The following is a 23,992-nucleotide window of genomic DNA, read 5'->3' on the forward strand; positions in this document are numbered from 1 at the left end:
GAGGAGGAAAATCGATGGACTGGATGAAGATTTTGGCCGCCGCTGCAATGGTGATGATGCTGTTTGCGATGTGGCCCGCCTACAAACACTGGAGCCAGAACGGCCCTAAGGCAGAGAAAGGTGACTGGATGGCGGTGCTGCTGCCGATCGGTGCCGTGATTGGCTTTGTGATCCTGCTGATGGCGATGGTCTGAAGTCTAGCGGCCCCGCCAGTGCCGGGACCGCTTTCCCCTGATCAGATTACCTCGATGCCGCCCATGTAGGGACGTAACGCCTCGGGTACCCTGACCCTGCCTTCCGCATCCTGATAGTTCTCCATCACCGCCACCAGGGTACGACCGACCGCCAGACCGGAGCCGTTCACAGTGTGTACCAGTTCCGGCTTGCCAGTTTCGGGATTGCGCCAGCGCGCCTGCAGCCGGCGTGCCTGAAAATCCACGAAATTGGAGCAGGAGGAGATCTCCCGATATTTGCCCTGCCCCGGCAGCCAAACTTCCAGATCGTAGGTCTTGGTGGCGGAGAAACCGATATCCCCGGTACAGAGGGTCACCACCCGGTAGGGCAGCTCCAGCTTCTGCAGGATCGCCTCGGCATGCGAGGTGAGCTGCTCCAGCGCATCGAAGGAATCTTCGGCCCGGACCACCTGCACCAGCTCTACCTTCTCAAACTGATGCTGGCGGATCATGCCGCGGGTGTCCTTGCCGTAGGAGCCCGCCTCGGAGCGGAAACAAGGCGTGTGGGCTACATAGCGGCGCGGCATCTCGTCGGCGTCGATGATTACATCACGCACCAGGTTGGTGAGCGGCACCTCGGCGGTGGGGATCAGATAGTATTCATGCTCGCCCTGTAGCTTAAACAGCTCCTCTTCGAACTTGGGCAGCTGACCGGTGCCACGCAGGCTGTCGGTATTGACCAGATAGGGCACATAGGCCTCGGTGTAGCCGTGCTGGATGTGGGTATCGAGCATCAGTTGGATCAGCGCCCGGTGCATGCGCGCCAGCGGGCCTGACATCACGGTGAAGCGCGAGCCGGTCAGCTTGGCCGCCGCCTCTGCATCCAGCAGCCCGTTTTCGATGCCTAGATCCACATGATCTTTTGCTTCGAAGTCGAACTGTGGCGGCTCACCCCAGCGACGCTCCTCTCGGTTATCCGCCTCATCTTTGCCATCGGGCACCGACTCATGGGGAATATTGGGGATGCCGAGGGTGATCGCGCCCAGCTCAGCCTGGACCTGGTTCAGCGCCTCCTGGGTCTGCTTCAGGCGGTCTCCCAGCGACGCCACCTCGGCCAGCAGCGGCTGGATATCCTCGCCTGCCGCCTTCGCCTTGCCGATCGACTTGGAGCGGCTGTTGCGCTGATTCTGCAGCTCCTGGGCTGCAACCTGCAGCGACTTGCGCTGCGCCTCCAGCGCAGTGATCTTATCCGTGTCGAGTTGAAAGCCGCGTCGCGCCAGTTGCGCCGCGACATTCTCCAGATCGTTTCTTAACAGACGGGGGTCCAGCATCGTTTATTCACCCATATTCAAACTTGCGGGCCAGCTCACCACATGGCCCGGTTCCACAATCTTGTTGAGATCCTCGAGGATCCCCTCCACCTTGTCCGTGCGGTCGAAGAACTCCACCACCAGCGGCAGGTCCAACGAGACATCGATCAGCGATGAAGTATGCATGCGCCCCGAGGCGCCAATGCCAGCGATACCACGAAACGCGGTGATACCGCGCACCTTCTCCTCCGCATGTAGAAAGTGCATCAGTCGCTGCATCTGGTGATCACCCTCGGTAAGGTAGACCCGCACCATGGTAACGCTCTCTTGTTTCATAACTGTCTTCCCAGGGTCAACCCCAGCCAGCAGGCTGAGAGACAGGCGATAACGCTGATCAGCACATTTAACATTGCCTTCAGATAGTCCGCCTGCTCCAGCAGATTGAGGGTCTCAATGGAGAAGGTGGAGAAGGTGGTAAAGGCACCGAGCAGACCGACCAGTAGTGCCGCACGCAGCTCCGGCCCGACACTAGCACGCTCCAACAGGTAGACGTAGAGAAAGCCCATCAACAGCGAGCCGATGAGATTCACTGCCAGGGTGCCGAAGGGAAAGGCCCGGCCAAGCAGCCCGTAAACCCCGCTGGAGACCCAGAACCGGAACAGCGCTCCTGCTGCGCCTCCGGCTGCGATGGCGATCATCTGCATCAGAATTCCGAGTCTCTAGAATGATAAACTGCCGCATTCTACACCCATCGCAGCGGGCCGTGAAACGCAGCAGGATGCAGCGAAATCGCTGCAGCCCACAACGATTGAAATAGCCTGCCGTGAATGATAGCGGGGCCTTCGTTGGCCGGCCTCGAACAGGCAGGTCGTAGTCCGCCTTCAGACGGACAGGTCAGGCTGAACGGCAGATCTATTGTAATAACACCAAACGACAGACAGACGCCCTACCCTCTCTCGATCCACTTGTCACTCAACCAGCGCCCTGCTCCCGGTCGAGTCGCTTGAGGAATTCGAGCTTCTCACCAATCTTGATCTCCATGCCGCGATCGACTGGACGGTAGAAGCAGCTTCCTTCCAGCCTCTCCGGAAAGTAGTTTTCAGCGGCGGCGTAGGCGTGGGGTTCATCGTGGGCATAGCGGTAGGCCTTGCCGTAGTCGAGTTCCTTCATCAGTTTGGTGGGGGCGTTACGTAGATGCAGCGGTACCTCCAGAGAGCCTGACTTCTTCGCCACCGACAGGGCCTGCTTCCAGGCCATGTAGACCGCGTTGCTCTTGGGGGCACAGGCCAGGTAGACCACCGCCTGGGCGATCACCAGCTCCCCCTCCGGGCTGCCGAGGCGCTCCTGGGCCTGCCAGGCGTTGAGCGCGATCTCCAGCGCGCGCGGGTCGGCGTTGCCGATATCCTCCGAGGCCATGCGCACCACCCGCCGGGCGATGTAGAGTGGATCGCAGCCACCGTCGATCATTCGCGCCAGCCAGTAGAGGGCCGCATCGGGGGCCGAGCCGCGCACCGATTTGTGTAGCGCCGAGATCTGATCGTAGAAGGCCTCGCCGCCCTTGTCGAAGCGACGCAGGGTGCCACTGGCCACTTCGCCGATCAGCTCGACGCCGATCTCCCCTTGTTCTGCTAGATCGGCGGCAATCTCCAGCAGGTTGAGAGCACGCCGCGCATCACCATCCGCCGCCTCGGCCAGCAATCTACGTGCATCAGGAGTGATGCCGAGGCCGTTCCCGCCGAGCCCCCGCTCACTGTCCTGCAGCGCCTGCTCGATGATCTGTTCGAGCTCCTCTCCCGTTAACGCCCTCAGTACATAGGTGCGGGCGCGGGAGAGCAACGCGTTGTTGAGCTCGAAGGAGGGGTTCTCGGTGGTGGCACCGATGAACACTAGGGTGCCATCCTCCACATGCGGCAGAAAGGCATCCTGTTGGGACTTGTTGAAGCGGTGCACCTCGTCGATGAAGAGCAGCGTCGGGCGGCTCTCCTGCTGTCGTGCGAGCCTTGCCTGCTCCACCGCGGCACGGATCTCCTTGACCCCGGAAAGCACCGCCGAGAGGCTGAGAAGCTGCGCCCCGGAGTGACGTGCGATGAGCCGCGCCAGGGTAGTCTTGCCTGTGCCCGGCGGACCCCAGAAGATCATCGAGTGGAGGTGGTCGGACTCGATTGCCCGCTGCAGCGGCTTGCCTGTGCCGACGATATGTTGCTGGCCGCTGAATTCCGCCAGAGAACGCGGCCGCATCCGGTCTGCCAGCGGCCGGCCGGCGATCGCCCCGGCCTGAAACAGGTCCGCTGACTGGCTCATAGGTCGCCGATCATGTCGATCCCATCCGGCGGATCGAAGACAAACAACTCATGTTCCAGGGCGGGGTTACGCTGCAGATTGGAGAAGCGGAAGCGGGTGATCTGACCAAAGTTGTCGACCATTTCCATCTGCACCAGCTGGTTCTGTTTCAGCCCCAGTTTGACCTGATCAATCTCCACATCCTTCTGTTTCGGCTTCAGGCTGAGCCAGTCGATGCCGTCTTTCTGGCCCAGCTCCGTGATGGCAAAGTGCCGCTCGATCGGCCCGGTATCGCTGAGCAGCTGCGCCGGCGTGCCCTTCAGCGCCGCCTGCTGATCCCGGTGGGAGACCTGCTCCAACTCCCTGTCGTGCAGCCAGATGCGGTTGCCGTCAGCGATGATCAGCTGGTGGCTAGGCGCGTCATACTGCCAACGGAAGCGCCCGGGACGCTGCAGATAGAGGATGCCACTGGTGATATAGATCTGGTCGCTATCGGGCTGGCGCAGAGTCTGTACGAACTCCGCTTGCAGGGTAATCAGATTGGACAGAAACTGCCGCAGCTGTTTCACGCCGGTAGCGCCATCGGCTTCTGTTGCCAATGAAGGCTGAGCGAATCCACTCAGCAGGAGCGTCAGCAGCAGGCTAAAAAATCGGGTCATATCAATCCTCCACGGGTGGCGGCGCGATCACTTCGCGACTGCCGTTGGTCTCGGCCGGGCTGATGATACCGATGCGCTCCATCTCTTCGATCATCCGCGCCGCCCGGTTATAGCCGATCTTCAGGCGCCGCTGCACCCCGGAGATGGAGGCGCGGCGGGTCTCGGTGACAATCTTCACCGCCTCGTCGAAGAGTGGATCAGAACTCTCGACATCGCCATTACCCTCAGCCGGGAAGCCAGGTACCGATTCGGTCGGCTCCTGCAGGATCTCCTCCAAATATTCGGGGGCACCGTTCGCCTTCAGATGATCGACCACCCGGTGCACCTCATTGTCATCCACAAACGCGCCATGCATGCGCTGCGGAATGTTGCTGCCGGGGCCCATATAGAGCATGTCACCATAACCCAGTAAATGTTCCGCCCCCATCTGGTCGAGGATGGTGCGCGAATCGATTCGTGAGGAGACCTGAAACGCTACTCGGGTCGGGATGTTGGCCTTGATCAGGCCGGTGATCACGTCCACCGAGGGGCGCTGGGTGGCCAGCACTAGGTGGATGCCGGAGGCCCGCGCCTTCTGCGCCAGCCGTGCGATCAGCTCCTCGACCTTCTTGCGTGCCACCATCATCATGTCGGCCAACTCGTCGATAATGACCACGATGTAGGGCAAGGGTTCCAGGGTCGGGTGGGCCATCGCCTCGATCACTGCGTCAGATTTGGGCTGGAACAGCGGATCTTTGAGCGGCTCACCCTGCTTGATCGCCTCGCTGGCCTTGCGGTTGAAGCCGGTGATATTGCGCACCCCAAGTGCCGCCATCAGCCGGTAGCGCCGCTCCATCTCACCGACACACCAGCGCAGCGCATTGCCCGCCTCCTGCATGTCGGTGACCACCGGGGTCAGCAGATGGGGGATGCCCTCGTAGACCGACAGCTCGAGCATCTTCGGATCGACCATAATCATGCGTACTTCGCTCGGCTTGGCCTTGTAGAGTAGGCTCAGGATCATCGCGTTGATCGCCACCGATTTGCCCGAGCCGGTGGTGCCGGCGATCAGGGCATGGGGCATCTTGCCCAAATCGGCCACCATCGGATGGCCGGCGATATCCTTGCCCAACGCCAGGGTCAGCTTCGACTTGCTCTTCTCGTAGACCTCGGAGCGCAGCACCTCGCTGAGGAAGACTGTCTCGCGGTTTTCGTTAGGAATCTCCAGACCGACTACCGACTTGCCGGGGATCACCTCCACCACCCGCACCGAGATCAGTGAGAGGGCGCGGGCCAGATCTTTCGACAGCCCGGTGATCTTGCTCGCCTTGGTGCCCGGCGCCAGTTGCAGTTCGAACAGGGTGACCACCGGCCCCGGATGGACCGCCACCACCTCCGCCTCGACACTGAAATCGCGAAGCTTCAGCTCCACCTGGCGCGATAGCAGCTGCAGCGCTTCCTTGGAGTAACCTTGCTCTGAGTGCTTGGCCGGCTCGAGCAGCGACAACGGCGGCAGTTCGCTGTTCGGGTCTACATCGAACAGCGGCACCTGCCGCTCCTTCTCAGCCCGCGCACTGATCTTCACGGATTTGATCACCGGCTCGATCTTCGGCAGCTTGCGTTTCTCAGTCCGCTTCTTCTCCTTTTTAACGCTCTTTGACCGCTCCTTGCGCAGCCGCTTAGCCGCACGCCGCTCACGCCAACTCGACAGGCTGCTGAGAATACGCTGCAGCCCATCGAGTACCAGTGCGCCGATCCACTCCATTACCGTCAGCCAGGAGAGACCGGTGAAGAGGGTAAAGCCGCTGAGAAACAGTGCCAGCAACAACAGACTGCTGCCAGAGCGGCTGAATACCGCCTCGAAATAGTGGCCGAGAGAATTGCCCAGCACCCCGCCGGTTCCGGAGGGCAACCACTGTCCTAGATGGGCGGCATGGAGTTGTGTCAGGGCACTACCCGCCGCCAGGGTGATCAGAAAACCGATCCAACGGAACGCCAGTAGGTTGAGATTGGGTTTGGTATCCAGATCCCGTTTGCGAAAAATCCAGACCGCACTCCAGGCGAGCATCAGCGGAAACAGATAGGCAAAGAAACCAAATAGATAGAAGAAGACATCAGCAAACCAGGCCCCCACCGGGCCACCGGAGTTTTTCACCTGATTCGAGGGGCCGATATAAGACCAGCCGGGATCGCTCGAATCGTAGCTTCCAAGAGAGAGCAGCAGATAGCCGCTCAGGCAGATCAGCCCCCACAGAACCGCCTCGCGAAGCGCCCGATGCATATGTTCAGAGAAGGCCGAACGATCGCTCGCACCCTGTGGCTTTGCCTGCACGATTCCCCCAATTAACCAGGATAATTATGATGTTATACGACTTTTTTAGTTTGTTTTCTAAGATACTGATCGCGCAACACAGGATAGATTAGTTCACCGCCACTCAGATTGAGTGCCTCGCCAAGAACCGGATCGTCACGCCATTGGCCGCTTGCTAGACGCTGCAGGTAGGGGATCATCGCCGCTGAGAGGGCCTGGGAGGCGCTCTTCGGCACTGCTCCCGGCATGTTGGAGACACCAAAGTGGGTCACCCCCTCTTCTACATAGGTCGGTTCCTCATAGGTGGTGGGACGAATCGTCTCGATACAGCCGCCCTGGTCCACCGAGATATCGACCACTACGCTACCCGGCTGCATCTGCCCCACCAGCTCCCGCGAGACCAGGTGTGGCGTCTGTGCGCCCGGGATCAACACCGCTCCGATCAACAGATCGGCCGTCGCAACCGCTTCGGCCAGGCTCTCCTGATAAGGATAGAGTGCGGTGACATTCGCGCCCAGCTCACGCATCGCCTCCATCCGCGTGCGCTGGGTGTCGAAGATGGTGACTTCTGCCCCCAGTGCCGCCGCCATACGGGCGGCGTTGCCACCGGCCTGTCCGGCACCGAGGATCACCACCCGGCCCCGCTGCGCCGCCGGCAGGCCGCCGAGTAGCAGCCCTTTGCCACCTTCTGGTCGCCACAACAGATGGCTGCCCGCCTGCACCGCAATGCGGCCGGCGATGTCACTCATCGGTGCCAGAATCGGCAACCCACCACCATCGGCGAGGGTCTCGAAGGCAATAGCGGTCACCCCAGTGGCCAGCAAGCTGTGGGTCAGCGCTTCATTGGCTGCAAGATGGAGGAAACAGAACAGGGTCTGATCTGCACGCAACATCTGCGGTTCGGGGCCATAGGGCTCCTTGACCTTGATCACCAGTTCCGCCCAGTCGTAGATCGCTACTGCATCGGGCAGGATCCCGACCCCAAGCTTGGTATAGGCGCTGTCAGGATAGCCGCTCGCCTCCCCTGCCCCCTGCTGCACGCGGACCTGGTGGCCGGCCGCGATCAAGTCGGCACAGGCCTCCGGAATTAGACCAACTCGGCCTTCAAGTGGCTTTATTTCAGTAGGTATTGCAATGCGCATGGTAATTCAATACTAACTTGAACTTGCGAACATAACCTGCGCAAGTGAAACAGATTTTTGAGGCCAATTCACAGAGAACTTGTGAGTATTTTTCTCATGCACGATCCTTTACCCACCGCAGATCATTACGTAACATCCATCAATTATCTTCGTCGGGTTGAAACGCCGCACTTTGTCCCATGCTGATGAGAGCAAATCCTTGGGCGGCTCACGATCCATTCCGATACCCCGGCAATGTCCGGGTCAAAATCTGGAGTAAGTATACATGAGCGAAACCAAGCATTGTCGCCTGTTGATTCTGGGATCTGGCCCTGCGGGTTATACGGCCGCAGTCTATGCCGCCCGCGCCAATCTGCAGCCGGTACTGGTCACCGGCATGGAACAGGGTGGCCAGCTGATGACTACCACTGAGGTCGACAACTGGCCCGGCGATCATGCCGGCGTGCAGGGTCCGGATCTGATGGATCGCATGCGCCAGCATGCGGAGCGATTCGACACCGAGATCATCTTCGATCACATCAACAAGGCCGACCTAAGCAAGCGCCCCTTCGAGCTGACTGGTGACCAGGCCACCTACACCTGTGACGCCCTGATCATCTCTACCGGCGCCTCAGCCCGTTACCTAGGTCTGGAGTCGGAACAGGCATTTCGCGGCCGCGGCGTCTCCGCCTGCGCCACCTGCGACGGCTTCTTCTACAAAAATCAGAAGGTGGCGGTAATCGGCGGTGGTAATACCGCGGTGGAAGAGGCGCTCTACCTCTCCAACATCGCCTCTGAAGTGGTGGTGGTGCACCGGCGCGAGCAGTTCCGCTCCGAGAAGATCCTCTCCGATCAACTACGCAAGAAGGCGGAAGATGGCAATGTCACCCTCGAGCTGAATGCTGTTCTCGATGAGGTGCTGGGCGATCAGACCGGCGTTACCGGCATGCGCATCAAGAACGTAAAGGATGGCAGCACCAAGGATATCGACCTGCAGGGTGTCTTCATCGCCATCGGCCACAGCCCCAACACCACCCTATTCGATGGCCAGCTTGATATGACCAATGGCTACCTCAAGGTCGAGGGCGGCATGGAGGGCAATGCCACCCAGTGCAGTATTTCCGGCGTGTTTGCTGCTGGTGACGTGCAGGATCATGTCTATCGCCAGGCAATCACCTCTGCCGGCACTGGCTGTATGGCAGCGCTTGATGCCGAGCGCTTCCTGGATGCGTTGGAGGCCGAAAAGGGCTGATCGAAAGCAGATAACAAAGGCCGTATAACCTGCTGTAATTACGGCCTTTGTTATCGTTCAGTAGTGATTTGCCTCAGGACGTATGCGCAGAGCAACAGCTGCTGAAAGCGGTTCACTCCCTTGAACTGCACACCATGCACAAACTGACTACCCTGCCCCTCCAACTCAAACTCTCGCAGGTTTTTAATCTCGCCCATGATCTGCATGCTGTCCGAACCATTGCAGACATCGATATTTAGCTGGATCTGGATCATATCCCCTATCGATCCAATAGGTTTCTTGGTAATCAAACGCGCCCCACTATTGCTAAGATCAGCGATCTTTGCGGCTAGATGGTTCTCTGGCGTATCAGCCACATTGGTGTTGCGGACCTTGGTATCCAAGGTCGTCGAAACTCTTGGCGCATTGCGCACCACGGCACTTGCCACATCTTCCGGATAGGCGAGATGCAGATGCGGATAGGGCCGTGCCGCTGCGTGCATAACCCGTGAGACGAAGCCAAAGACATTGCTGCCCTGAAGCACACGGACGGTAAAATTCTGCCCCTCCCGAACCAGGATCGCCTTTCCCTGTTTTCTAGGGGTAGTGATAACCAAAGATTCATTGGGAAGATAACCAATCAGCTTCACCCCATATCGGTCGGGGATATCACTAGGTGGTGCATGCTGAAGCTGCAGCGTATCGCCAATCTGCAGGGTTCTGATAATGTCAGACAAGGGTTCTCTCCAAGCACCAGATTGAGGGCCTTTTTCTCTGTTGTTGGGCCCGATAGTCAAGGGGAAACAGGGTCTTTACGGCAGCAGATGATGCGAATTTTTCCCTACATACACAAGAGAAAATTTCACTGCTGAGTTACTGTTGCATTGAGATCTGAGCGCTCAACTACTACTGATGATCTTTAAGCTGGATAACAATCCTTACGCACCTTTCCCCGATGTCTCGCTGGCAGAGACAGAACCGGATGGTCTGCTCGCGCTGGGCGGGGATCTCTCCCCCGAACGTCTGATGAACGCCTATCGAAGTGGTATATTTCCCTGGTATGGTCCAGACGACCCGATCCTCTGGTGGTCCCCCGACCCGCGTATGGTGCTCTACCCGGAGAAGCTGAAGATCTCTCGCAGCCTGCGCAAGCGGCTCGCCAGAAAAGAGTTCCAGATCAGCTTCGACCGACAGTTTGAGGCAGTAATCCGCGCCTGTGCTGAACCCCGCACCACATCGCCCGGTACCTGGCTGGCCGAGGAGATGATTCAGGCCTATATCGAGTGTCACCGGCGGGCACTGGCCCACTCTGTAGAAGTATGGCAGGGAGAGATGCTGGTCGGTGGACTCTATGGTATCGCCATCGGTGCGGTCTTCTTCGGAGAGTCGATGTTCAGCCGGGTCTCCGATGCATCCAAGTGCGCCCTGGTGGGGCTTACCCAGCAGCTGACAGCCTGGGGATTCGAGTTGATCGATTGCCAAGTCTACACTTCCCATCTGGCCTCACTGGGGGCGGAGACGATCCCCCGCAAGCGCTTCAGTCAAGCACTGGATCAGGGTTGCATACTGCCTGGCCGAGCGGAAAGTTGGGCTAATATTCCCATATTCTTTCCACAGACTCAGCTATGATAGACGATCCGACATTCCCCTCTAACCCGGCACTGGCACTCTATCTGAGTCAGCCCCATGACTGCTCCTATCTGCCGGGTCGGCAAACCCGCACGCTTTTTTTGGACCCGGCAGCGCAGATCGATCAGCCGATCTATCAGGCGCTTATCGATCGGGGCTACCGGCGCAGCGGCCGCTTTCTCTATCAGCCAGCCTGCCCCGACTGCTCTGCCTGCATCTCGCTGCGGCTTCCGGTCAGGGACTTTCAGCCAACCCGCAGCCAGCGCCGCTGCTGGAAACGCAATGCAGGACGGTTTTGTATCACTGCCCGCCCGCCACAGCTGGAGAGTGAGCAGTTCGCCCTCTACCAAAAGTATCTCGCGCAGCGGCATCCAGACAGCAGTATGGACTACAGCAATCCGGATCAATATATCGAGTTTCTCCACAGCGAGTGGGGCGAGACCCGTTTCTACGAGTTTCGTCTCGGTGACCAGCTTGCCGCTGTGGTTGTCACTGATCATCTGCCTGACGGACTCTCCTCCGTCTACACTTTCTTCGACCCTGATCTGCAGGCGGACGGTATCGGCATCTTCGCCCTGCTCTGGCAGATCGAGCATGCTCGCCAACTGGGGTTGAAGTGGGTCTATCCCGGCTTTTGGATCAGAGATTGCCAGAAGATGCGCTACAAATCGGAGTTTCGTCCCCTGGAGGCCTGGTCTGGCCAGGGCTGGGTTCGCTTCGCACCTGGTGAGCCCTTACTGGCAGATTAACCCACTGCCGTTCAATCTCCTATGAATGGGCCCTTTTCTGCTGCAGATGCTGTGGTACAATCCCCGGCTTCAACAAACCGGCGGCTTCAGCAGATACGCTGCAGTCAGGTCAGACCGGGATAATTTTCAGGTAGCAGAATGGCGAAAGAAGACTTTATCGAGATGGAAGGCACGGTGACCGAGACCCTGCCCAACACAATGTTCCGCGTCGAGCTGGAGAATGGCCATGTGGTCACCGCTCATATCTCGGGCAAGATGCGCAAACACTATATCCGCATCCTCACCGGCGACAAGGTTACCGTTCAGCTAACCCCTTACGACCTGAGCAAAGGCCGCATCACCTACCGCGCCCGCTAAGCCGCTCCCGCCTCAGGTGGAGCACTGGAATCAGTGCACCGCCTCCTCCAGCACTTTGAGACTCAGCTCTCCATCGACCAGCTCGATGGTGACTGTGCCGCCTGTGGCGAGGGAACCAAACAGCAGCTCCTCTGCTAGTGGTTTTTTGATCTCATCCTGGATCAACCGCGCCATCGGCCGTGCGCCCATCTTTTCATCGTAACCACGCTCTGCTAGCCAGGCGCGGGCCTCGACGTCGACCTGAAGCGCCACCCCTTTCTCTTGTAGCTGCCCCTCCAGCTCGAAGATGAACTTGTCGACCACCTTGACAATATGCTCTGGCAACAGCGCTGAAAACTGAATGATGCTGTCGAGACGGTTGCGGAACTCCGGCGTGAACTGTTTCTTGATCGCCTCCAAGCCGTCACTGGAGTGATCCTGTCGAGTAAAGCCGATCGACCGCCGGCTCATATCCGAGGCACCCGCGTTGGTGGTCAGCACGATCACTACGTTGCGGAAGTCGGCCTTGCGGCCATTGTTGTCGGTCAGGGTACCGTGGTCCATCACCTGCAACAGCAGGTTGAAGATATCTGGGTGTGCCTTTTCGATCTCATCCAGCAGTAGTACCGAGTGGGGGTGTTTGTTGATCTCTTCAGTGAGCAGCCCACCCTGATCAAAACCGACATAGCCGGGAGGTGCGCCAATCAGACGCGAGACCGCATGCCGTTCCATATACTCCGACATGTCAAAACGGATCAGTTCCATGCCCATGATGCGCGCCAGCTGGCGTGTCACCTCGGTCTTGCCGACGCCGGTGGGGCCAGCGAACAAGAATGAACCCACCGGACGTCCCTCCCGCAGGAGCCCGGAGCGGTTCATGCGGATTGCGGCGGTCAGCGCCTCGATCGCGTCATCCTGGCCATAGACTACCATCTGCAGATCCCGCGAGAGATTGCGCAGCGCTTCAGTATCGCTGGCAGAGACCTTTTTAGGAGGGATCCGCGCAATCTTGGCGACGATCGCTTCAATCTCATCCACACCGATCAACTTCTTGCGCTCCTCAGGCGGTTGCAGATGCACATTGGCCCCCGCCTCGTCGATCACATCGATCGCTTTGTCAGGCAGGTGCCTATCGTTGATGTATTTTTCTGAGAGCGTCGCGGCGCTCTGCAGGGCCCCCGGCGTGTATTCGATCTCGTGGTGCTCCTCGAAACGGGACTTCAGCCCCTTGAGGATCTCCACTGTCTCCTCCACTGAGGGTTCTTCCACATCGATCTTCTGGAAGCGTCGCGCCAGGGCCCGATCTTTTTCAAAGATGCCGCGAAACTCCTGATAGGTGGTTGAGCCGATGCAGCGCAGCTCACCCGAGGCAAGCACAGGCTTGATCAGGTTGGAGGCATCCATCACCCCCCCGGAGGCGGAACCGGCGCCGATGATGGTATGGATCTCGTCAATAAAGAGAATCGAATCGGGCTGCTTGCGAAACTCCGCCAGCACCGCCTTGAGCCGCTTCTCGAAATCACCGCGATATTTGGTGCCCGCCACCAGACTGCCAAGATCGAGTGCATAGATCGTCGCATCAGCCAGCACCTCCGGCACCTGCTCCTCGACGATCATCTTCGCCAGCCCCTCGGCAATCGCTGTCTTGCCGACACCGGCTTCGCCCACCAGCAGCGGATTGTTTTTGCGCCGTCGGCAGAGGATCTGGATGGTACGCTCGATCTCTGCCCGCCGCCCGATCAGCGGATCGATCTTGCCCGCTTCTGCCTGCTTGTTGAGATTGGTGGCATAGGTTTCCAGAGCGCTCGGCTGAGAATCAGCCTGTGGCTGCTCTGTAAGGTCGAGTGAGTCGTCATGCTCCTCTTCATCCTGCTTGGAGAGGCCGTGAGAGATATAGTTGATGACGTCGAGACGGGTAATGTCCTGCTGATCGAGGAAGAACAGGGCCTGGGAGTCCTGCTCGCTGAAGAGGGCAACCAGCACATTGGCGCCACTGACCTCTTTTTTGCCCGAGGACTGAACGTGGAATACGGCCCGCTGCAGCACCCGTTGAAAGCCGAGGGTAGGCTGGGTATCACGCTCCTCCCCCTCAGGGATCAGCGGCGTTGAACCGTCCACAAAGGCGTTGATCTCTTCGCGCAGTTGCTCCAGATCCGCATCACAGGCCCGCAGAACCTCACAAGCCGCAGGATTTTCCAGCAACGCCAGCAACAGGTGGTCTACGGTTATAAATTCATGCCGTTTCTCTTTTGCACGAATAAATGCCTGATTTAACGTAAATTCGAGTTCTTTACTTAACATCTTTTGGCCTTGATCTGGTGGCTGCTATATCTGCTCCATGGTGCAGAGCAGTGGATGCTGGTTGCTACGGGCGTAGTCGTTGACCTGTGTTATCTTGGTCTCGGCCACATCCCGGGTGAAGACACCGCAAACTCCCACCCCACGGGTATGCACATGCAGCATCACCCGAGTGGCTTTCTCCCGATCCATCTTGAAGAACGACTCCAATACCTGTACCACGAACTCCATTGGCGTGTAGTCGTCATTCAGCAGTATCACCCGGAACAGCGCTGGCTGCTTGAGCTTCGGTTTGCTTTCTTCAACAGCCAAACCGTCATCAAATTGATTTTGTTTTCTCTCAGTCATAACAGTGATTCTAGCAGGGCCCGGCGGGCAAAAAACATTACCTCTCACCGGTTTTAACATGGCGCTAACCGAATCTGAAGCGGAGTGCAATTTTGTCCAAAAGTGTGCCGGAATAGCCCAGATGGCAATAAGTTGACCAGTAATTTCACAACACTATACTTAACCTCACGGTGGTCGATAAACTCTCCGTCAGAGAGAGTGGCTATCGGAGATTGATGTACCAGGTTGTAACCCGAGCCGTCAGACGCTCCCCGGCTTTTATGCCGGAGCTTGCAAACAACAAATAACTGTCTGATTTCCGGGAAAAATGTGAGGAGTTTTGATATGTCCACTGGAGTCGTTAAATGGTTTAACAACGCAAAAGGATATGGTTTTGTAACCCCAGACGATGGTGATGTGGATATTTTTGTCCACTTTTCATCCATCACGATGGAGGGATACAAAACGCTTAAGGAAGGCCAGAAGGTCGAATTTGAGATCAATCAGGGACCAAAAGGTCTGCACGCTGTCAATATCCAGCACGTATCTCAATAGACTAGCACCTCCAAACCGAGCCAAATAGAGACCCGATGGAATGCTCACTTCCATCGGGTCTCTTCATGCCTGGCATTCAGATCGCAACGATGGCCGCCCCAATCATTCTGGTTTGTCATCCCCTTGACGCCACTACCCCCGCCATCACCTTTGATCGCTAACTTGCGGTAAGATTAGCGCCTTCACTCTGACGTACTGCTCTGCCTCCAATGCTCATCCTCTTCAACAAGCCCTATGGCGTTCTGAGCCAGTTTACCGATCAGGATTCACGCGCCACCTTGGCGGACTTCATCCCGGTCAAGGGTGTCTACGCCGCTGGTCGGCTCGACCGAGACAGCGAGGGACTGTTGGTGCTGACCGATGATGGAAAGTTGCAGCACCAACTGGCCAATCCCCGTAAAAAACAGTGGAAACATTATCTGGTGCAGGTTGAGGGAATGCCTGAGGAAGAGCCGCTGGAACAACTGCGCAGAGGCGTTGAGCTGAAAGATGGTCCGACCCTGCCGGCAGAGGCGCGCCGTATCGACCCGCCTCCACTCTGGGATCGCGACCCGCCAGTGCGTTACCGCGCCGCCATTCCAACCTGTTGGCTCGAAATCAGAATTCGCGAGGGGCGTAACCGTCAGGTACGCCGCATGACGGCTGCAGTCGGGCACCCGACCCTGCGGCTGGTGCGTACCGAGGTCGGTCAGTGGCGCTTGGGGAACCTTCAACCCGGTCAGTGGCGCAAACTAGGTCAGCCCCAACGCAAACCCAATCTCACTTCACGATGAATCATCCACGAGAGAAGATTATCGTCGGCATGTCTGGCGGGGTGGACTCCTCGGTGGCGGCTCTGCTGTTGCTCGAGCAGGGTTACCAGGTCGAAGGACTGTTCATGAAAAACTGGGAAGAGGATGATACCAAAGAGTACTGCTCAGCTGCGACTGACCTTGCCGATGCCAGTTCGGTTGCCGATCAACTGGGCATCCCACTCCACAGTGTCAACTTTTCCGCCGACTACTGGGAGCGGGTGTTCGCCTACTTCCTGGACGAATACCGTGCCGGTCGCACCCCCAACCCCGACGTGCTCTGCAACCGTGAGATCAAGTTCAAGGCGTTCCTTGACTATGCGCTGAACACCCTCGGCGCCAGCCGCATCGCCACCGGCCACTACGCCAGACTCACCGAGTCAAACGGCGAATATCAATTGCAGCGCGCAGTAGATGAGAACAAGGATCAGACCTATTTTCTCTACATGCTGGGCCAACCACAGCTCAGCCGCAGCTGTTTTCCGCTCGGTTCGCTGGCTAAGACACAGGTACGCGAATTAGCTGAAAAGGCAGGATTTTCTAACCATAAGAAGAAGGACAGCACCGGCATCTGCTTCATTGGCGAACGCAAGTTTCGCGACTTTCTCAGCCGCTACCTGCCGGCCAACCCGGGAGCAATCCAAACTCCAGAGGGTGAGACCATTGGCCAACACAGCGGACTGATGTACTACACCTTGGGACAACGGCAGGGCTTAGGGATCGGCGGTATCAAAGGCACGGCTGAAGCACCCTGGTTTGTGGTCGCCAAGGATCTGCAGCGCAATCTGTTAATCGTCGCTCAGGGACATCAGCACCCGCTGCTGATGAGCCGATCCCTGGTCGCCGGACAACCACACTGGATTGGCGCGAGGACACCACAGCTACCGCTCAGCTGCAAGGCCCGCATTCGCCATCGCCAACCACTTCAGAGCTGCTGGATTGAAGCCCAGGGAAAGGATGGTTGTCGGGTCCGCTTCGACACTCCACAGCGGGCCGTCACCCCAGGTCAATCGATCGTCTTCTACAGCGGCCCGAACTGTCTTGGCGGCGCCATTATCGAATCAAGTGAAAGGTAATCCTCTGCAATGAAATACAGTGATCAGGATCTCTGTCTAGCACTGGCCGGCGTATTCCAGGCAGCCAGTCTGGTACAGAAGATCGCCCGCCACGGGCTGGCCGACTCCGACTCGCTCGAGAGCAGCATCTACAGCTTGTTCCAGACTAACCCTGTCGATGTGCCGTCGGTGTTTCACAACCGTGGCGGGGTGGCACTGGGGCTTCGCCAACTGCACCGCCAGCTGCAGGGTGGCGGGAAGCGTGACGCTGAGATTACTGGCTACATTATCGGTATCATTCAGCTGGAGCGCCGTCTGGCCAAACAGCCTGAGCGACTTCAGCAGATCGCCTCCAGCATTGCTGAGATCGAGGGGCGTCTCGAGCACTTCCCGCTGATCCACTCCAACATTATCGCCGCAATAGCAGAAATCTATGCGCAGAATGTCAGCACCCAAAAGCCGCGTATCATGGTAAGTGGAGAGCCGGTCTACCTGCAGAATCCAGATAATGCCAACCGAATCCGAGCGCTGCTGCTGGCGGGCATCCGGGCTGCCATGCTCTGGCGGCAACTGGGGGGCCGACGCCTCCATCTGATCTGGAGACGCCGCAACTATGTCGATGCCGCCCATCAGCTGCTCGACTCGATTGCCCCTTAGCCGTTCCAGGATCGACAGCACCATAGAACTGCAGCCAGCAGCAACCGCTGGCATTTGAGCCGACAAAAACTATCCTTTGTCAGATCCAACGCTCCCAACCTCCTTAGGAAAACCAGGAATATCCGATGAAGATCAAACCGGCCTCCACTCTGTTACCGCTAGTCACTCTGCTCGTCGCCTGTTCGCAGGAGGGGGCCGCCCAAGCCGGCGCACCTGTGCAGGAACGTTCCATGGATGCCCCAAGTCAATTGAGCACGGAGCAGCAATCCAAGGGCTCCCCCTCCCTGACCGAGCAGACCAAGGCAATCGGTGAGTCGGCCTGGCAAACCACCATGGAGTACAGTCAGAAAGTCTATGATGCAGCCGTCGATAGTGGTAGTGAGATCTACGAATCGGCCAAACAAGGCGCATCCGATATTGGGGACTCCATTGCCGACAAGAGCAGAGATGTCTATGAATCAACCAAAGAGAAAGCAGCAGAAGTTGGCCGATCGATCGGTGACAGCGCTTCAGAACAGTATGAGTCGGCCAAGAAAAAGGGGAGTGATGCCATCATGCAGGAGTTGATGGTTCGTTAATCCCCTCCCCTTCATCTCAGTTATAATCAGCTCTCACGTTGTACCCCGCATAAGAGATTTTTTCATGCAAGCAGACTACTCCCCAGCCCCTGATCTTCTGAAAGAGAGAGTTATTGCAGTCACTGGCGCGGGGAGTGGCTTTGGACAAGCTGCCGCCAAAGCCTATGCCGCCCATGGTGCCACTGTCATCCTGCTGGGCCGAACTTTAAGCAAACTGGAAGAGACCTATGATGCCATCGAGGCCGCTGGCGGAGCGCAACCGGCGATCTTCCCCATCAACCTGGAGAGCCTGACCGAACAGGAGTATTACGCTCTCAGCGAGACCATCTATAAGGAGTTCAATCGTCTCGACGGCCTGTTGCACTGCGCCGCACAACTGGCATTGCTTAGCCGCATCGATGATTATGATCTGGAGACCTGGAACAAGGTGATGCAGGTCAATCTGACGGCCCCATTCATGCTGACCCAGGTCTGCCTGCCACTACTGAAACGGGCGGATGACGCCTCGATTATCTTCACATCCGATCAAGTCGGGCGCAAAGGCAAAGCCTACTGGGGCGCCTACGGGGTTTCGAAGTTTGGAGTCGAAGGATTGATGCAGATACTCGCCGAAGAAACCGAGAACAGCCCGCTACGAGTCAACTCGATTGCGCCAGGAGCAGCCCGGACCGCTCTCCGCGCTTGGGCCTATCCCGGCGAAGATCCACAGGACCGGCCGCTCCCCGAGGCCTTCATGCGCCCCTTTCTCTACCTGATGGGACCAGACAGCGCTGGCGTCACGGGGCAAGCATTTGATGCCCAAGCTGAAAAGCTATAACGCATCAATACTGAGCCAAAGCGTCATCGTCTTATGACGCTTTGGCTCAATAAAACTCCCACCAATTAAAGGGGAAGTCATTCTGGGTAAGTTGTTCCTGAAGACAGCGACCATAGCGCAGACAGTCGTCCATCTCACCTTCCTCTGATAAATAGAGCCGCGATTCTTCAACAACCCCGCCAGACCACCTGTTTGGCTGCGGCGCCTTGCTCTCGTAATAATTAGCGTTCTGCATGATTTTCTCCCGCTCTTCTCCTACTCCGAAGAGCCTTATTTATTTTGACGCCCATCACAGATCATAGAACAATCTCCACGATTATCCGGGAATCGGGCCAGGAAAGGCTCCATCCTTGCATCACAGGAAATTCATAAGCATCCATGATTGGAGTTGGTTACTCACCACCACCATACTCCAGACAGTCGATCCGCCAGGCATCCAGATCCCAGTTCTTCATCAGCCAGGAGAACCCCATCTCATTGGCTACAGGACAAATTGCATCAGCAGCACCTCCGTAGGTCACTCCAAACACCGCTTTACCCGCCTCAATGAATGGCATAAGAAGGTCACACTCCTCATACTCGAAACACTGCTCGTTAAGAGCCCAGTCGAAATCGTCCAGCAGGGCTTCGACCTGGTTCAGATCATTCTTCAGCCCGATGGAGAGCCCGCGCTGGTGCGCTTGGGCGGCCAGCCAGCGATTGTAGGCAAGCTGATCCTCTCCTGTCAGTTCAAAGCCACTACTGTTGGTGTAGCCATCCACATTATCGGGCTCCACACCATCGCATCCCTTGGCAACAGCAAGATCAAGACGCGCCGCCATGATCGGCCCCAACTGATCAATGTCTCTGATATCAAGCCAGGATTCTCCAGGCCACTCATCCAGCTGATTACCGATCACTGATGCCGGGAAATCCTCCGCATCGGAGCGCCAATCCTCAAAGCTGCCTGCACTGAAGTAGCAGATCACCACCCTGCCCTGGGCCTTGAGCGATGCGATCAGCTCTCCTGAGGCCTCGAACAGATCCACATCGTACATATCGACATTGAAGGAGGTATCCACCTCACCGCTGTTGATCTGCCACTGCCAGCTGGTGCCCGGCGCCGGCCGCCAAATCTCGTTCGATGATCCGGGCAGATATTTCGACAACAGCCGGATGTAGGGCGCCTGATAGGTGATAGAGTTCTCGGTGATCTCGTAGGAGTTCTCCGAGCCATTCCAGGACCAGTAACGCTTCATCGACGGCTGGTTGTTGAGGCGATGGGCAGCGTCCTCGATGTCATCGATGTAGACACCATCCCTCCAGTAGTGCTCGTTGGGACCGCCCACCAGATATCCCGGCGCAGGTCCATAGAGCGAGTTCTCCACGCCATCCCACAGCTCAGACCCATCGTTGAACCAAAGATGGTAAAACTCAGGCACCGAGTTATCCGCACCAAACTCATCCATGTTGGAGAGATAGGCGATGTTGTGCGGGTTCACACCATGCAGATAGTGCAGATAGCCCTGTGCCGCTGAGCCATAGTCGCCACTGCTTCCCGGATCAAAGCCAGATTCAGCAGTGGAGAACATCAGGTTGCCAGCATTACCCTTGCCCCTATTACTACCCCAATGGTGCTCATCGAGATAGGCCCGGTAGGGATCCTTCTGCTCCTGGAAGCGTGCCAGCGGTGAGAAAGGTACCCACTCTTCCGGCAAGCTCATGGCACGCAACAGCTGGGCCTGGATGGTTTCGACCAAGCCAGCATCGGCGCCGTCGAGCCCAGCATAGTAGATCAGGGCATCCTGGACCTCCTGCTGCATACCATCGAAGACCAGATACCCCCCCTCCCCAAGCAGCAGCGCGTCACTCTCTGCATGGGCCAGGATGTAATCCTGGAAACGCTGCTCACCGGTCAGAGCAAACAGATGGATCGCCGCGTTGAGGCGGTTGGCCAACTGATGGGACTCACAACGAGCGTCATCGTAACCACAATCCTCCGCTGCCGCATTCACAAACCCAGCATTGTCGAAGTTTGACGGAATTGACTCAGGATTCTCTTCCAGCCAACCCCAGGCATCGAGTGCTGCCTGACGCAGGGTATCAGCAAACTCAGCATTGAAGTCGCTGTAGACCAATGCAGCATGAGCATAGGCACCAGCAGCCGAAATGGTTGCCGAGGCAGTCGGCGGTGCATAACGACGTGGCGTCACGTCGCTGCTTGGCGGGCTGCCACCGTTCCAGTTGATGGAGGCAAGCTTGTGCAGCACCGAGCCATCCTCGATCTGCATACGCAGCATCCACTCCATCTCCCAGCGGACCTCATCGAGCAGATCCGGCACACCATTGCCCGACTCAGGGATCTGATAGTCATCCCCCCAGACTGCAGGGCGCTCTTGATAGGCATAGAGCAGATTGTGCACTGTGCCATCGGCATAGTTGATGTACTTATTGTAATCACCAGCGTCATACCAGCCGCCATGCAGGTCACGTCCAGTGGCCGGATCGGAACTCTCCGGATCCTCCGGGATCATTGCTCGTACATCATAGTCCTGCTCCGCACCACCGTGGGAGGCACTGTCCACCCAGCGGGGATCAGCATAGGGCTCCTGCTTGGCGAAGTTCACCCGCTGGTAGAAGTAGCTGCGCACCGCCTGTTTCAGCACATCGGTATAGACATCTGCGCGGATATCAAAGGGATGTGAGGCGGCCTCATTCTCCGGATCGTAGACGTAGAATTCGCCTGTTTCGGTGAGTTCAGAGAAGTCGAACCACCAGGCCTTGTCTCCCGACTGGTCGTTGGTAGCACCCTCATTCCACTGGGTCAAAGCCCCGATGAAGGCGATGCTGTCATCAGCGGTGCGACGCACCTGATAGTCGCTGCCAGGGGCAAAGGTATCAGCGCTGTTGAAGCCCTCCTGCGGAGCAGCAATTACCGCCACCTTCTCCCCATCGGGCAGATAGCCAAACTGGTCGACATGGATATTGTTCGAGACGTTGAACTCCACCGGCGGGTTCTCCACCACCAGCACAGTGCGCATCTCTTCGGTAGAGTTGCCGGCATTGTCGCTGACGCTGTAGACCAGCATGTAGCTGCCAACGCTCCCGCTATCCACAGAGCCAGTGACCTCGATACGATCGCTGATATCGCCATCGAACGCATCGTTGGCGGTAGCACCCGGATCGCTGAACTCCACCCCCAGCTCCACCTCGTAGGGGTTGTCGCCGAGCAACGCGATGATCGGCGCACTGGCCGCTACCACGTCCACAGTGCGGATGACGGTCGCTGTGTTACCGGCACTGTCGGAGACCGTGTAGGTCAGCTGATAGCTGCCTGCGGTCTCGACATCCACCTCACCATCGACCAGGATGCGATCGGTGATATCACCATCCACATCATCCTCTGCGCTGGCACCGGGATCGATGAAAGGAGTGCCCGCCTCGATCGCAACTGGGTTATCACCTTCCAAGGTGATGACCGGGTCGGACGAATCGACCACCTCCACGCTACGGCTGGCGCTGGCGCTATTGCCCGCGGCATCAGTGACGCTATAGGTGACGGTATAGCTGCCAGCGGTGCTGGAATCGACCACTCCGCTTACCACAATCGAGCCACTCAGATCACCATCAAAGGTATCGTTGGCGGTGGCCCCTGGGTCAACGAAGGTCTCACCGGCCTGCAGGGTCATCGGGTTGTCACCCAGCAGGGTGATGACCGGCGCGCTGCCCGCAACCACGATTACAGTGCGGGTCGCAGTCGCCTGATTGCCCGCTGCATCCGCAACCTGATAGGTCAGGGTGTAGGTGCCGGCGGTCGCATGATCAACCGAGCCGCTGGCCTGAAGATTGGCACTCAGATCCCCATCCCGATCATCACTGGCCGTCGCGCCTGGATCACTATAAGCAACCGGACCAGCCTCACGGGTCACACTACTACCACCATTCAAGGTAATCACTGGCGCCACCGTATCCGGTGCTTCAGCGACCACAATCGTCACGCTGGCGCTGCCGGTGCCGCCCTGGTCGTCGGTGACAGTGAGGGTCGCCGTGTAGCTGCCGGGGCTGGTGTAGCTGTGGCTCGGGTTGGCGTCGGTGGCGCTGCCACCATCGCCGAAGACCCAGCTGTAGCTCTGGATGCTGCCGTCGGCATCGCTGGAACCGGCGCTGCTAAAACTCACTTCGAGGGGAGCCACACCATTGTCCGGGGTGGCGCTGGCCACCGCGGTGGGCGGCTGGTTGCTGCTGAGGGCGTTGAGGCTCAGGTCGTCGATCAGCAGGGTAGTGTATTCAGTGTAGTGGGTCTTCTGGTTGTTGTAGCCACCCAGGATCAGGCGGTGGCTGCCGGCGGCCAGGCTGCCGAGGGTGAGCTCAACCTGCTGCCAACCGGTGGTCTCGTCCGGGCCACCGTTGCCGTTGCCACTGATCTGGTCGATGTGGTCGTTGGGCGAGACGCCGATCAGCACCCCGTCGAGGCTGATCAGGATCTGGCTGAGCTCGTTGTCCTCGTAGAACGGGCTCTGGGTCAGGTTGTAACGGAAGCTGAGGGTAACCTCGCTGAGGCCGCCGAGTTCAAAGGCACGCTGCCAGCCGCCGGACATGCCGAAGATGTCGTCGCCGTTGATGCCGCCCAACACCACTTCGAGGCCACCGCCGCTAAAACCGCCAGCGGGCTGGTGGCTGCCGTCGGCGAAGCCCGGGGCGCTGGTGCCGCGATAGGCGTCGTCGACATAGCTGAAGCCGTCCGAGTCGCTGTCGAAGCCGGTCTCGATCAGGGTGGTGTTTTGCGTGATGGTGACCGTCGCGCTGGCGCTGATGCCGCCGTCATCGGCCAGGACGGTGAACGGGCCACCGGCGCTGCTGGCGGTGAACCGGCCGGTCTGGTCGATGGTCCCGCCGCCGCTGACGCTCCACACCGGGCTGGTGGCGATGGCGTTGCCGTATTGGTCGAGGCCGCTGGCCGTGAACTGCTGGCTCATGCCGACGCTGAGCGCGGCGCTAGCTGGGCTGAGGCTGAGGCTGGTCAGCACCGGCAGTGCGCCGGTGGTCGCCTCGGCAGCCTCGCCGGGCGCACTCTCGTTGCCGCCGGCATCGTAGGCGGTCACGCTGTAGCTGTAGGTCGTCTCGGGATCGAGGCCGCTATCGCTGTAGCTGGTGGTG

Annotated in this window: 23 protein-coding genes; 11 read left to right on the forward strand and 12 right to left on the reverse strand. The window is 58.4% G+C overall.

Annotated features, from left to right (window positions below; genetic code table 11):
* Nucleotides 1–14 precede the first annotated feature (14 nt).
* Nucleotides 15–194, forward strand: a complete 180-nt coding sequence (locus Ga0074115_RS09515; RefSeq protein WP_057955133.1) for a hypothetical protein — start codon at nt 15–17, stop codon at nt 192–194.
* A 41-nt stretch (nt 195–235) separates the two neighbouring features.
* Here Ga0074115_RS09515 and serS read toward each other — a convergent pair whose 3' ends face one another.
* The 7 genes from serS to ald all read right to left on the reverse strand — a co-directional run bounded on the left by serS (nt 236) and on the right by ald (nt 7,854).
* Nucleotides 236–1,504, reverse strand: a complete 1,269-nt coding sequence (gene serS / locus Ga0074115_RS09520) for a serine--tRNA ligase (protein WP_057955132.1) — start codon at nt 1,502–1,504, stop codon at nt 236–238.
* Nucleotides 1,505–1,507: 3 nt separating this feature from the next.
* Nucleotides 1,508–1,819 carry a DUF190 domain-containing protein gene (locus Ga0074115_RS09525; RefSeq protein ID WP_005959049.1) on the reverse strand — a complete coding sequence of 104 codons (312 nt, stop codon included), beginning with the start codon at nt 1,817–1,819 and terminating at the stop codon, nt 1,508–1,510.
* Nucleotides 1,816–2,187 carry a fluoride efflux transporter CrcB gene (crcB, locus tag Ga0074115_RS09530; protein WP_060528456.1) on the reverse strand — a complete coding sequence of 124 codons (372 nt, stop codon included), beginning with the start codon at nt 2,185–2,187 and terminating at the stop codon, nt 1,816–1,818. Before crcB ends, Ga0074115_RS09525 begins: the two co-directional genes overlap by 4 nt.
* A 268-nt stretch (nt 2,188–2,455) precedes the next feature.
* Nucleotides 2,456–3,784 (reverse strand): replication-associated recombination protein A, encoded by a 1,329-nt coding sequence (locus Ga0074115_RS09535; RefSeq protein ID WP_060528457.1) that lies wholly within the window; start codon nt 3,782–3,784, stop codon nt 2,456–2,458.
* A complete protein-coding gene (gene lolA / locus Ga0074115_RS09540) occupies nt 3,781–4,422 on the reverse strand; it encodes an outer membrane lipoprotein periplasmic chaperone LolA (RefSeq protein ID WP_057955131.1) in 642 nt (213 codons plus the stop codon). The genes Ga0074115_RS09535 and lolA overlap by 4 nt, the downstream gene beginning before the upstream one ends.
* A gap of 1 nt (nt 4,423) precedes the next feature.
* Nucleotides 4,424–6,682 (reverse strand): DNA translocase FtsK, encoded by a 2,259-nt coding sequence (locus tag Ga0074115_RS09545; RefSeq protein WP_232433023.1) that lies wholly within the window; start codon nt 6,680–6,682, stop codon nt 4,424–4,426.
* 83 nt (nt 6,683–6,765) lie between these two features.
* Nucleotides 6,766–7,854, reverse strand: coding sequence for an alanine dehydrogenase (gene ald, locus Ga0074115_RS09550; protein ID WP_057955129.1), 1,089 nt, complete (start codon nt 7,852–7,854; stop codon nt 6,766–6,768).
* A 265-nt stretch (nt 7,855–8,119) separates the two neighbouring features.
* Between ald and trxB the strand changes: the two genes are divergently transcribed.
* Nucleotides 8,120–9,085, forward strand: a complete 966-nt coding sequence (trxB, locus tag Ga0074115_RS09555; RefSeq protein ID WP_005959043.1) for a thioredoxin-disulfide reductase — start codon at nt 8,120–8,122, stop codon at nt 9,083–9,085.
* A gap of 50 nt (nt 9,086–9,135) precedes the next feature.
* Here the strand turns inward: trxB and Ga0074115_RS09560 are convergent, their stop codons facing one another.
* Nucleotides 9,136–9,861, reverse strand: coding sequence for a flagellar brake protein (locus Ga0074115_RS09560; protein WP_082626694.1), 726 nt, complete (start codon nt 9,859–9,861; stop codon nt 9,136–9,138).
* Between the two features lie 115 nt (nt 9,862–9,976).
* On the opposite strand from Ga0074115_RS09560, the gene aat reads away from it, so the two are divergent.
* The 3 genes from aat (at nt 9,977) to infA (ending at nt 11,799) form a co-directional block, all read left to right on the forward strand.
* Complete coding sequence (aat, locus tag Ga0074115_RS09565) at nt 9,977–10,693, forward strand: leucyl/phenylalanyl-tRNA--protein transferase (RefSeq protein WP_057955127.1); 717 nt, start codon at nt 9,977–9,979, stop codon at nt 10,691–10,693.
* Nucleotides 10,690–11,442 (forward strand): arginyltransferase, encoded by a 753-nt coding sequence (locus Ga0074115_RS09570; RefSeq protein ID WP_057955126.1) that lies wholly within the window; start codon nt 10,690–10,692, stop codon nt 11,440–11,442. The genes aat and Ga0074115_RS09570 overlap by 4 nt, the downstream gene beginning before the upstream one ends.
* A gap of 138 nt (nt 11,443–11,580) precedes the next feature.
* Nucleotides 11,581–11,799, forward strand: coding sequence for a translation initiation factor IF-1 (gene infA, locus Ga0074115_RS09575; RefSeq protein WP_005959039.1), 219 nt, complete (start codon nt 11,581–11,583; stop codon nt 11,797–11,799).
* Nucleotides 11,800–11,829: 30 nt separating this feature from the next.
* Here the strand turns inward: infA and clpA are convergent, their stop codons facing one another.
* Both clpA and clpS read right to left on the reverse strand, forming a co-directional pair.
* Nucleotides 11,830–14,079: an ATP-dependent Clp protease ATP-binding subunit ClpA gene (gene clpA, locus Ga0074115_RS09580; protein WP_057955125.1), complete on the reverse strand. Its 2,250-nt coding sequence runs from the start codon at nt 14,077–14,079 to the stop codon at nt 11,830–11,832.
* A 24-nt stretch (nt 14,080–14,103) separates the two neighbouring features.
* Complete coding sequence (clpS, locus tag Ga0074115_RS09585) at nt 14,104–14,424, reverse strand: ATP-dependent Clp protease adapter ClpS (RefSeq protein ID WP_057955124.1); 321 nt, start codon at nt 14,422–14,424, stop codon at nt 14,104–14,106.
* Between the two features lie 324 nt (nt 14,425–14,748).
* Between clpS and Ga0074115_RS09590 the strand changes: the two genes are divergently transcribed.
* From Ga0074115_RS09590 to Ga0074115_RS09615, 6 genes are all read left to right on the forward strand, one after another.
* Complete coding sequence (locus Ga0074115_RS09590) at nt 14,749–14,958, forward strand: cold-shock protein (protein WP_006474401.1); 210 nt, start codon at nt 14,749–14,751, stop codon at nt 14,956–14,958.
* 209 nt (nt 14,959–15,167) lie between these two features.
* Nucleotides 15,168–15,731, forward strand: a complete 564-nt coding sequence (locus Ga0074115_RS09595) for a pseudouridine synthase (RefSeq protein WP_057955123.1) — start codon at nt 15,168–15,170, stop codon at nt 15,729–15,731.
* A complete protein-coding gene (gene mnmA / locus Ga0074115_RS09600) occupies nt 15,728–16,825 on the forward strand; it encodes a tRNA 2-thiouridine(34) synthase MnmA (RefSeq protein WP_057955122.1) in 1,098 nt (365 codons plus the stop codon). The genes Ga0074115_RS09595 and mnmA overlap by 4 nt, the downstream gene beginning before the upstream one ends.
* A 9-nt stretch (nt 16,826–16,834) precedes the next feature.
* A complete protein-coding gene (gene hflD / locus Ga0074115_RS09605; protein ID WP_005959034.1) occupies nt 16,835–17,461 on the forward strand; it encodes a high frequency lysogenization protein HflD in 627 nt (208 codons plus the stop codon).
* Between the two features lie 125 nt (nt 17,462–17,586).
* Nucleotides 17,587–18,039, forward strand: a complete 453-nt coding sequence (locus Ga0074115_RS09610) for a hypothetical protein (RefSeq protein WP_057955121.1) — start codon at nt 17,587–17,589, stop codon at nt 18,037–18,039.
* Between the two features lie 64 nt (nt 18,040–18,103).
* Nucleotides 18,104–18,856, forward strand: a complete 753-nt coding sequence (locus tag Ga0074115_RS09615) for a YciK family oxidoreductase (protein ID WP_057955120.1) — start codon at nt 18,104–18,106, stop codon at nt 18,854–18,856.
* A gap of 46 nt (nt 18,857–18,902) precedes the next feature.
* Here Ga0074115_RS09615 and Ga0074115_RS09620 read toward each other — a convergent pair whose 3' ends face one another.
* Entirely contained in the window at nt 18,903–19,091 is a 189-nt protein-coding gene (locus Ga0074115_RS09620) for a hypothetical protein (protein ID WP_057955119.1), read from the reverse strand.
* A 157-nt stretch (nt 19,092–19,248) separates the two neighbouring features.
* On the reverse strand, nt 19,249–23,992 hold a 4,744-nt coding region (locus Ga0074115_RS09625), incomplete at its 5' end, for an immunoglobulin-like domain-containing protein (RefSeq protein WP_232433022.1).

This window comes from endosymbiont of Ridgeia piscesae (genome assembly GCF_001443665.1).
Taxonomy (GTDB): domain Bacteria; phylum Pseudomonadota; class Gammaproteobacteria; order Chromatiales; family Chromatiaceae; genus Endoriftia; species Endoriftia persephonae.

Coding starts and splice junctions, on each gene's coding strand:
- Ga0074115_RS09615 (WP_057955120.1), top strand. CDS start 18,104: ATGCAAGCAGACTACTCCCCAGCCCCTGATCTTCTGAAAGAGAGAGTT.
- clpS (WP_057955124.1), bottom strand. CDS start 14,424: ATGACTGAGAGAAAACAAAATCAATTTGATGACGGTTTGGCTGTTGAA.
- Ga0074115_RS09525 (WP_005959049.1), bottom strand. CDS start 1,819: ATGAAACAAGAGAGCGTTACCATGGTGCGGGTCTACCTTACCGAGGGT.
- trxB (WP_005959043.1), top strand. CDS start 8,120: ATGAGCGAAACCAAGCATTGTCGCCTGTTGATTCTGGGATCTGGCCCT.
- lolA (WP_057955131.1), bottom strand. CDS start 4,422: ATGACCCGATTTTTTAGCCTGCTGCTGACGCTCCTGCTGAGTGGATTC.
- Ga0074115_RS09590 (WP_006474401.1), top strand. CDS start 14,749: ATGTCCACTGGAGTCGTTAAATGGTTTAACAACGCAAAAGGATATGGT.
- Ga0074115_RS09570 (WP_057955126.1), top strand. CDS start 10,690: ATGATAGACGATCCGACATTCCCCTCTAACCCGGCACTGGCACTCTAT.
- Ga0074115_RS09595 (WP_057955123.1), top strand. CDS start 15,168: ATGCTCATCCTCTTCAACAAGCCCTATGGCGTTCTGAGCCAGTTTACC.
- Ga0074115_RS09545 (WP_232433023.1), bottom strand. CDS start 6,682: ATGCATCGGGCGCTTCGCGAGGCGGTTCTGTGGGGGCTGATCTGCCTG.
- Ga0074115_RS09610 (WP_057955121.1), top strand. CDS start 17,587: ATGAAGATCAAACCGGCCTCCACTCTGTTACCGCTAGTCACTCTGCTC.
- mnmA (WP_057955122.1), top strand. CDS start 15,728: ATGAATCATCCACGAGAGAAGATTATCGTCGGCATGTCTGGCGGGGTG.
- clpA (WP_057955125.1), bottom strand. CDS start 14,079: ATGTTAAGTAAAGAACTCGAATTTACGTTAAATCAGGCATTTATTCGT.
- serS (WP_057955132.1), bottom strand. CDS start 1,504: ATGCTGGACCCCCGTCTGTTAAGAAACGATCTGGAGAATGTCGCGGCG.
- ald (WP_057955129.1), bottom strand. CDS start 7,854: ATGCGCATTGCAATACCTACTGAAATAAAGCCACTTGAAGGCCGAGTT.
- aat (WP_057955127.1), top strand. CDS start 9,977: ATGATCTTTAAGCTGGATAACAATCCTTACGCACCTTTCCCCGATGTC.
- crcB (WP_060528456.1), bottom strand. CDS start 2,187: ATGCAGATGATCGCCATCGCAGCCGGAGGCGCAGCAGGAGCGCTGTTC.
- Ga0074115_RS09620 (WP_057955119.1), bottom strand. CDS start 19,091: ATGCAGAACGCTAATTATTACGAGAGCAAGGCGCCGCAGCCAAACAGG.
- Ga0074115_RS09535 (WP_060528457.1), bottom strand. CDS start 3,784: ATGAGCCAGTCAGCGGACCTGTTTCAGGCCGGGGCGATCGCCGGCCGG.
- hflD (WP_005959034.1), top strand. CDS start 16,835: ATGAAATACAGTGATCAGGATCTCTGTCTAGCACTGGCCGGCGTATTC.
- infA (WP_005959039.1), top strand. CDS start 11,581: ATGGCGAAAGAAGACTTTATCGAGATGGAAGGCACGGTGACCGAGACC.
- Ga0074115_RS09515 (WP_057955133.1), top strand. CDS start 15: ATGGACTGGATGAAGATTTTGGCCGCCGCTGCAATGGTGATGATGCTG.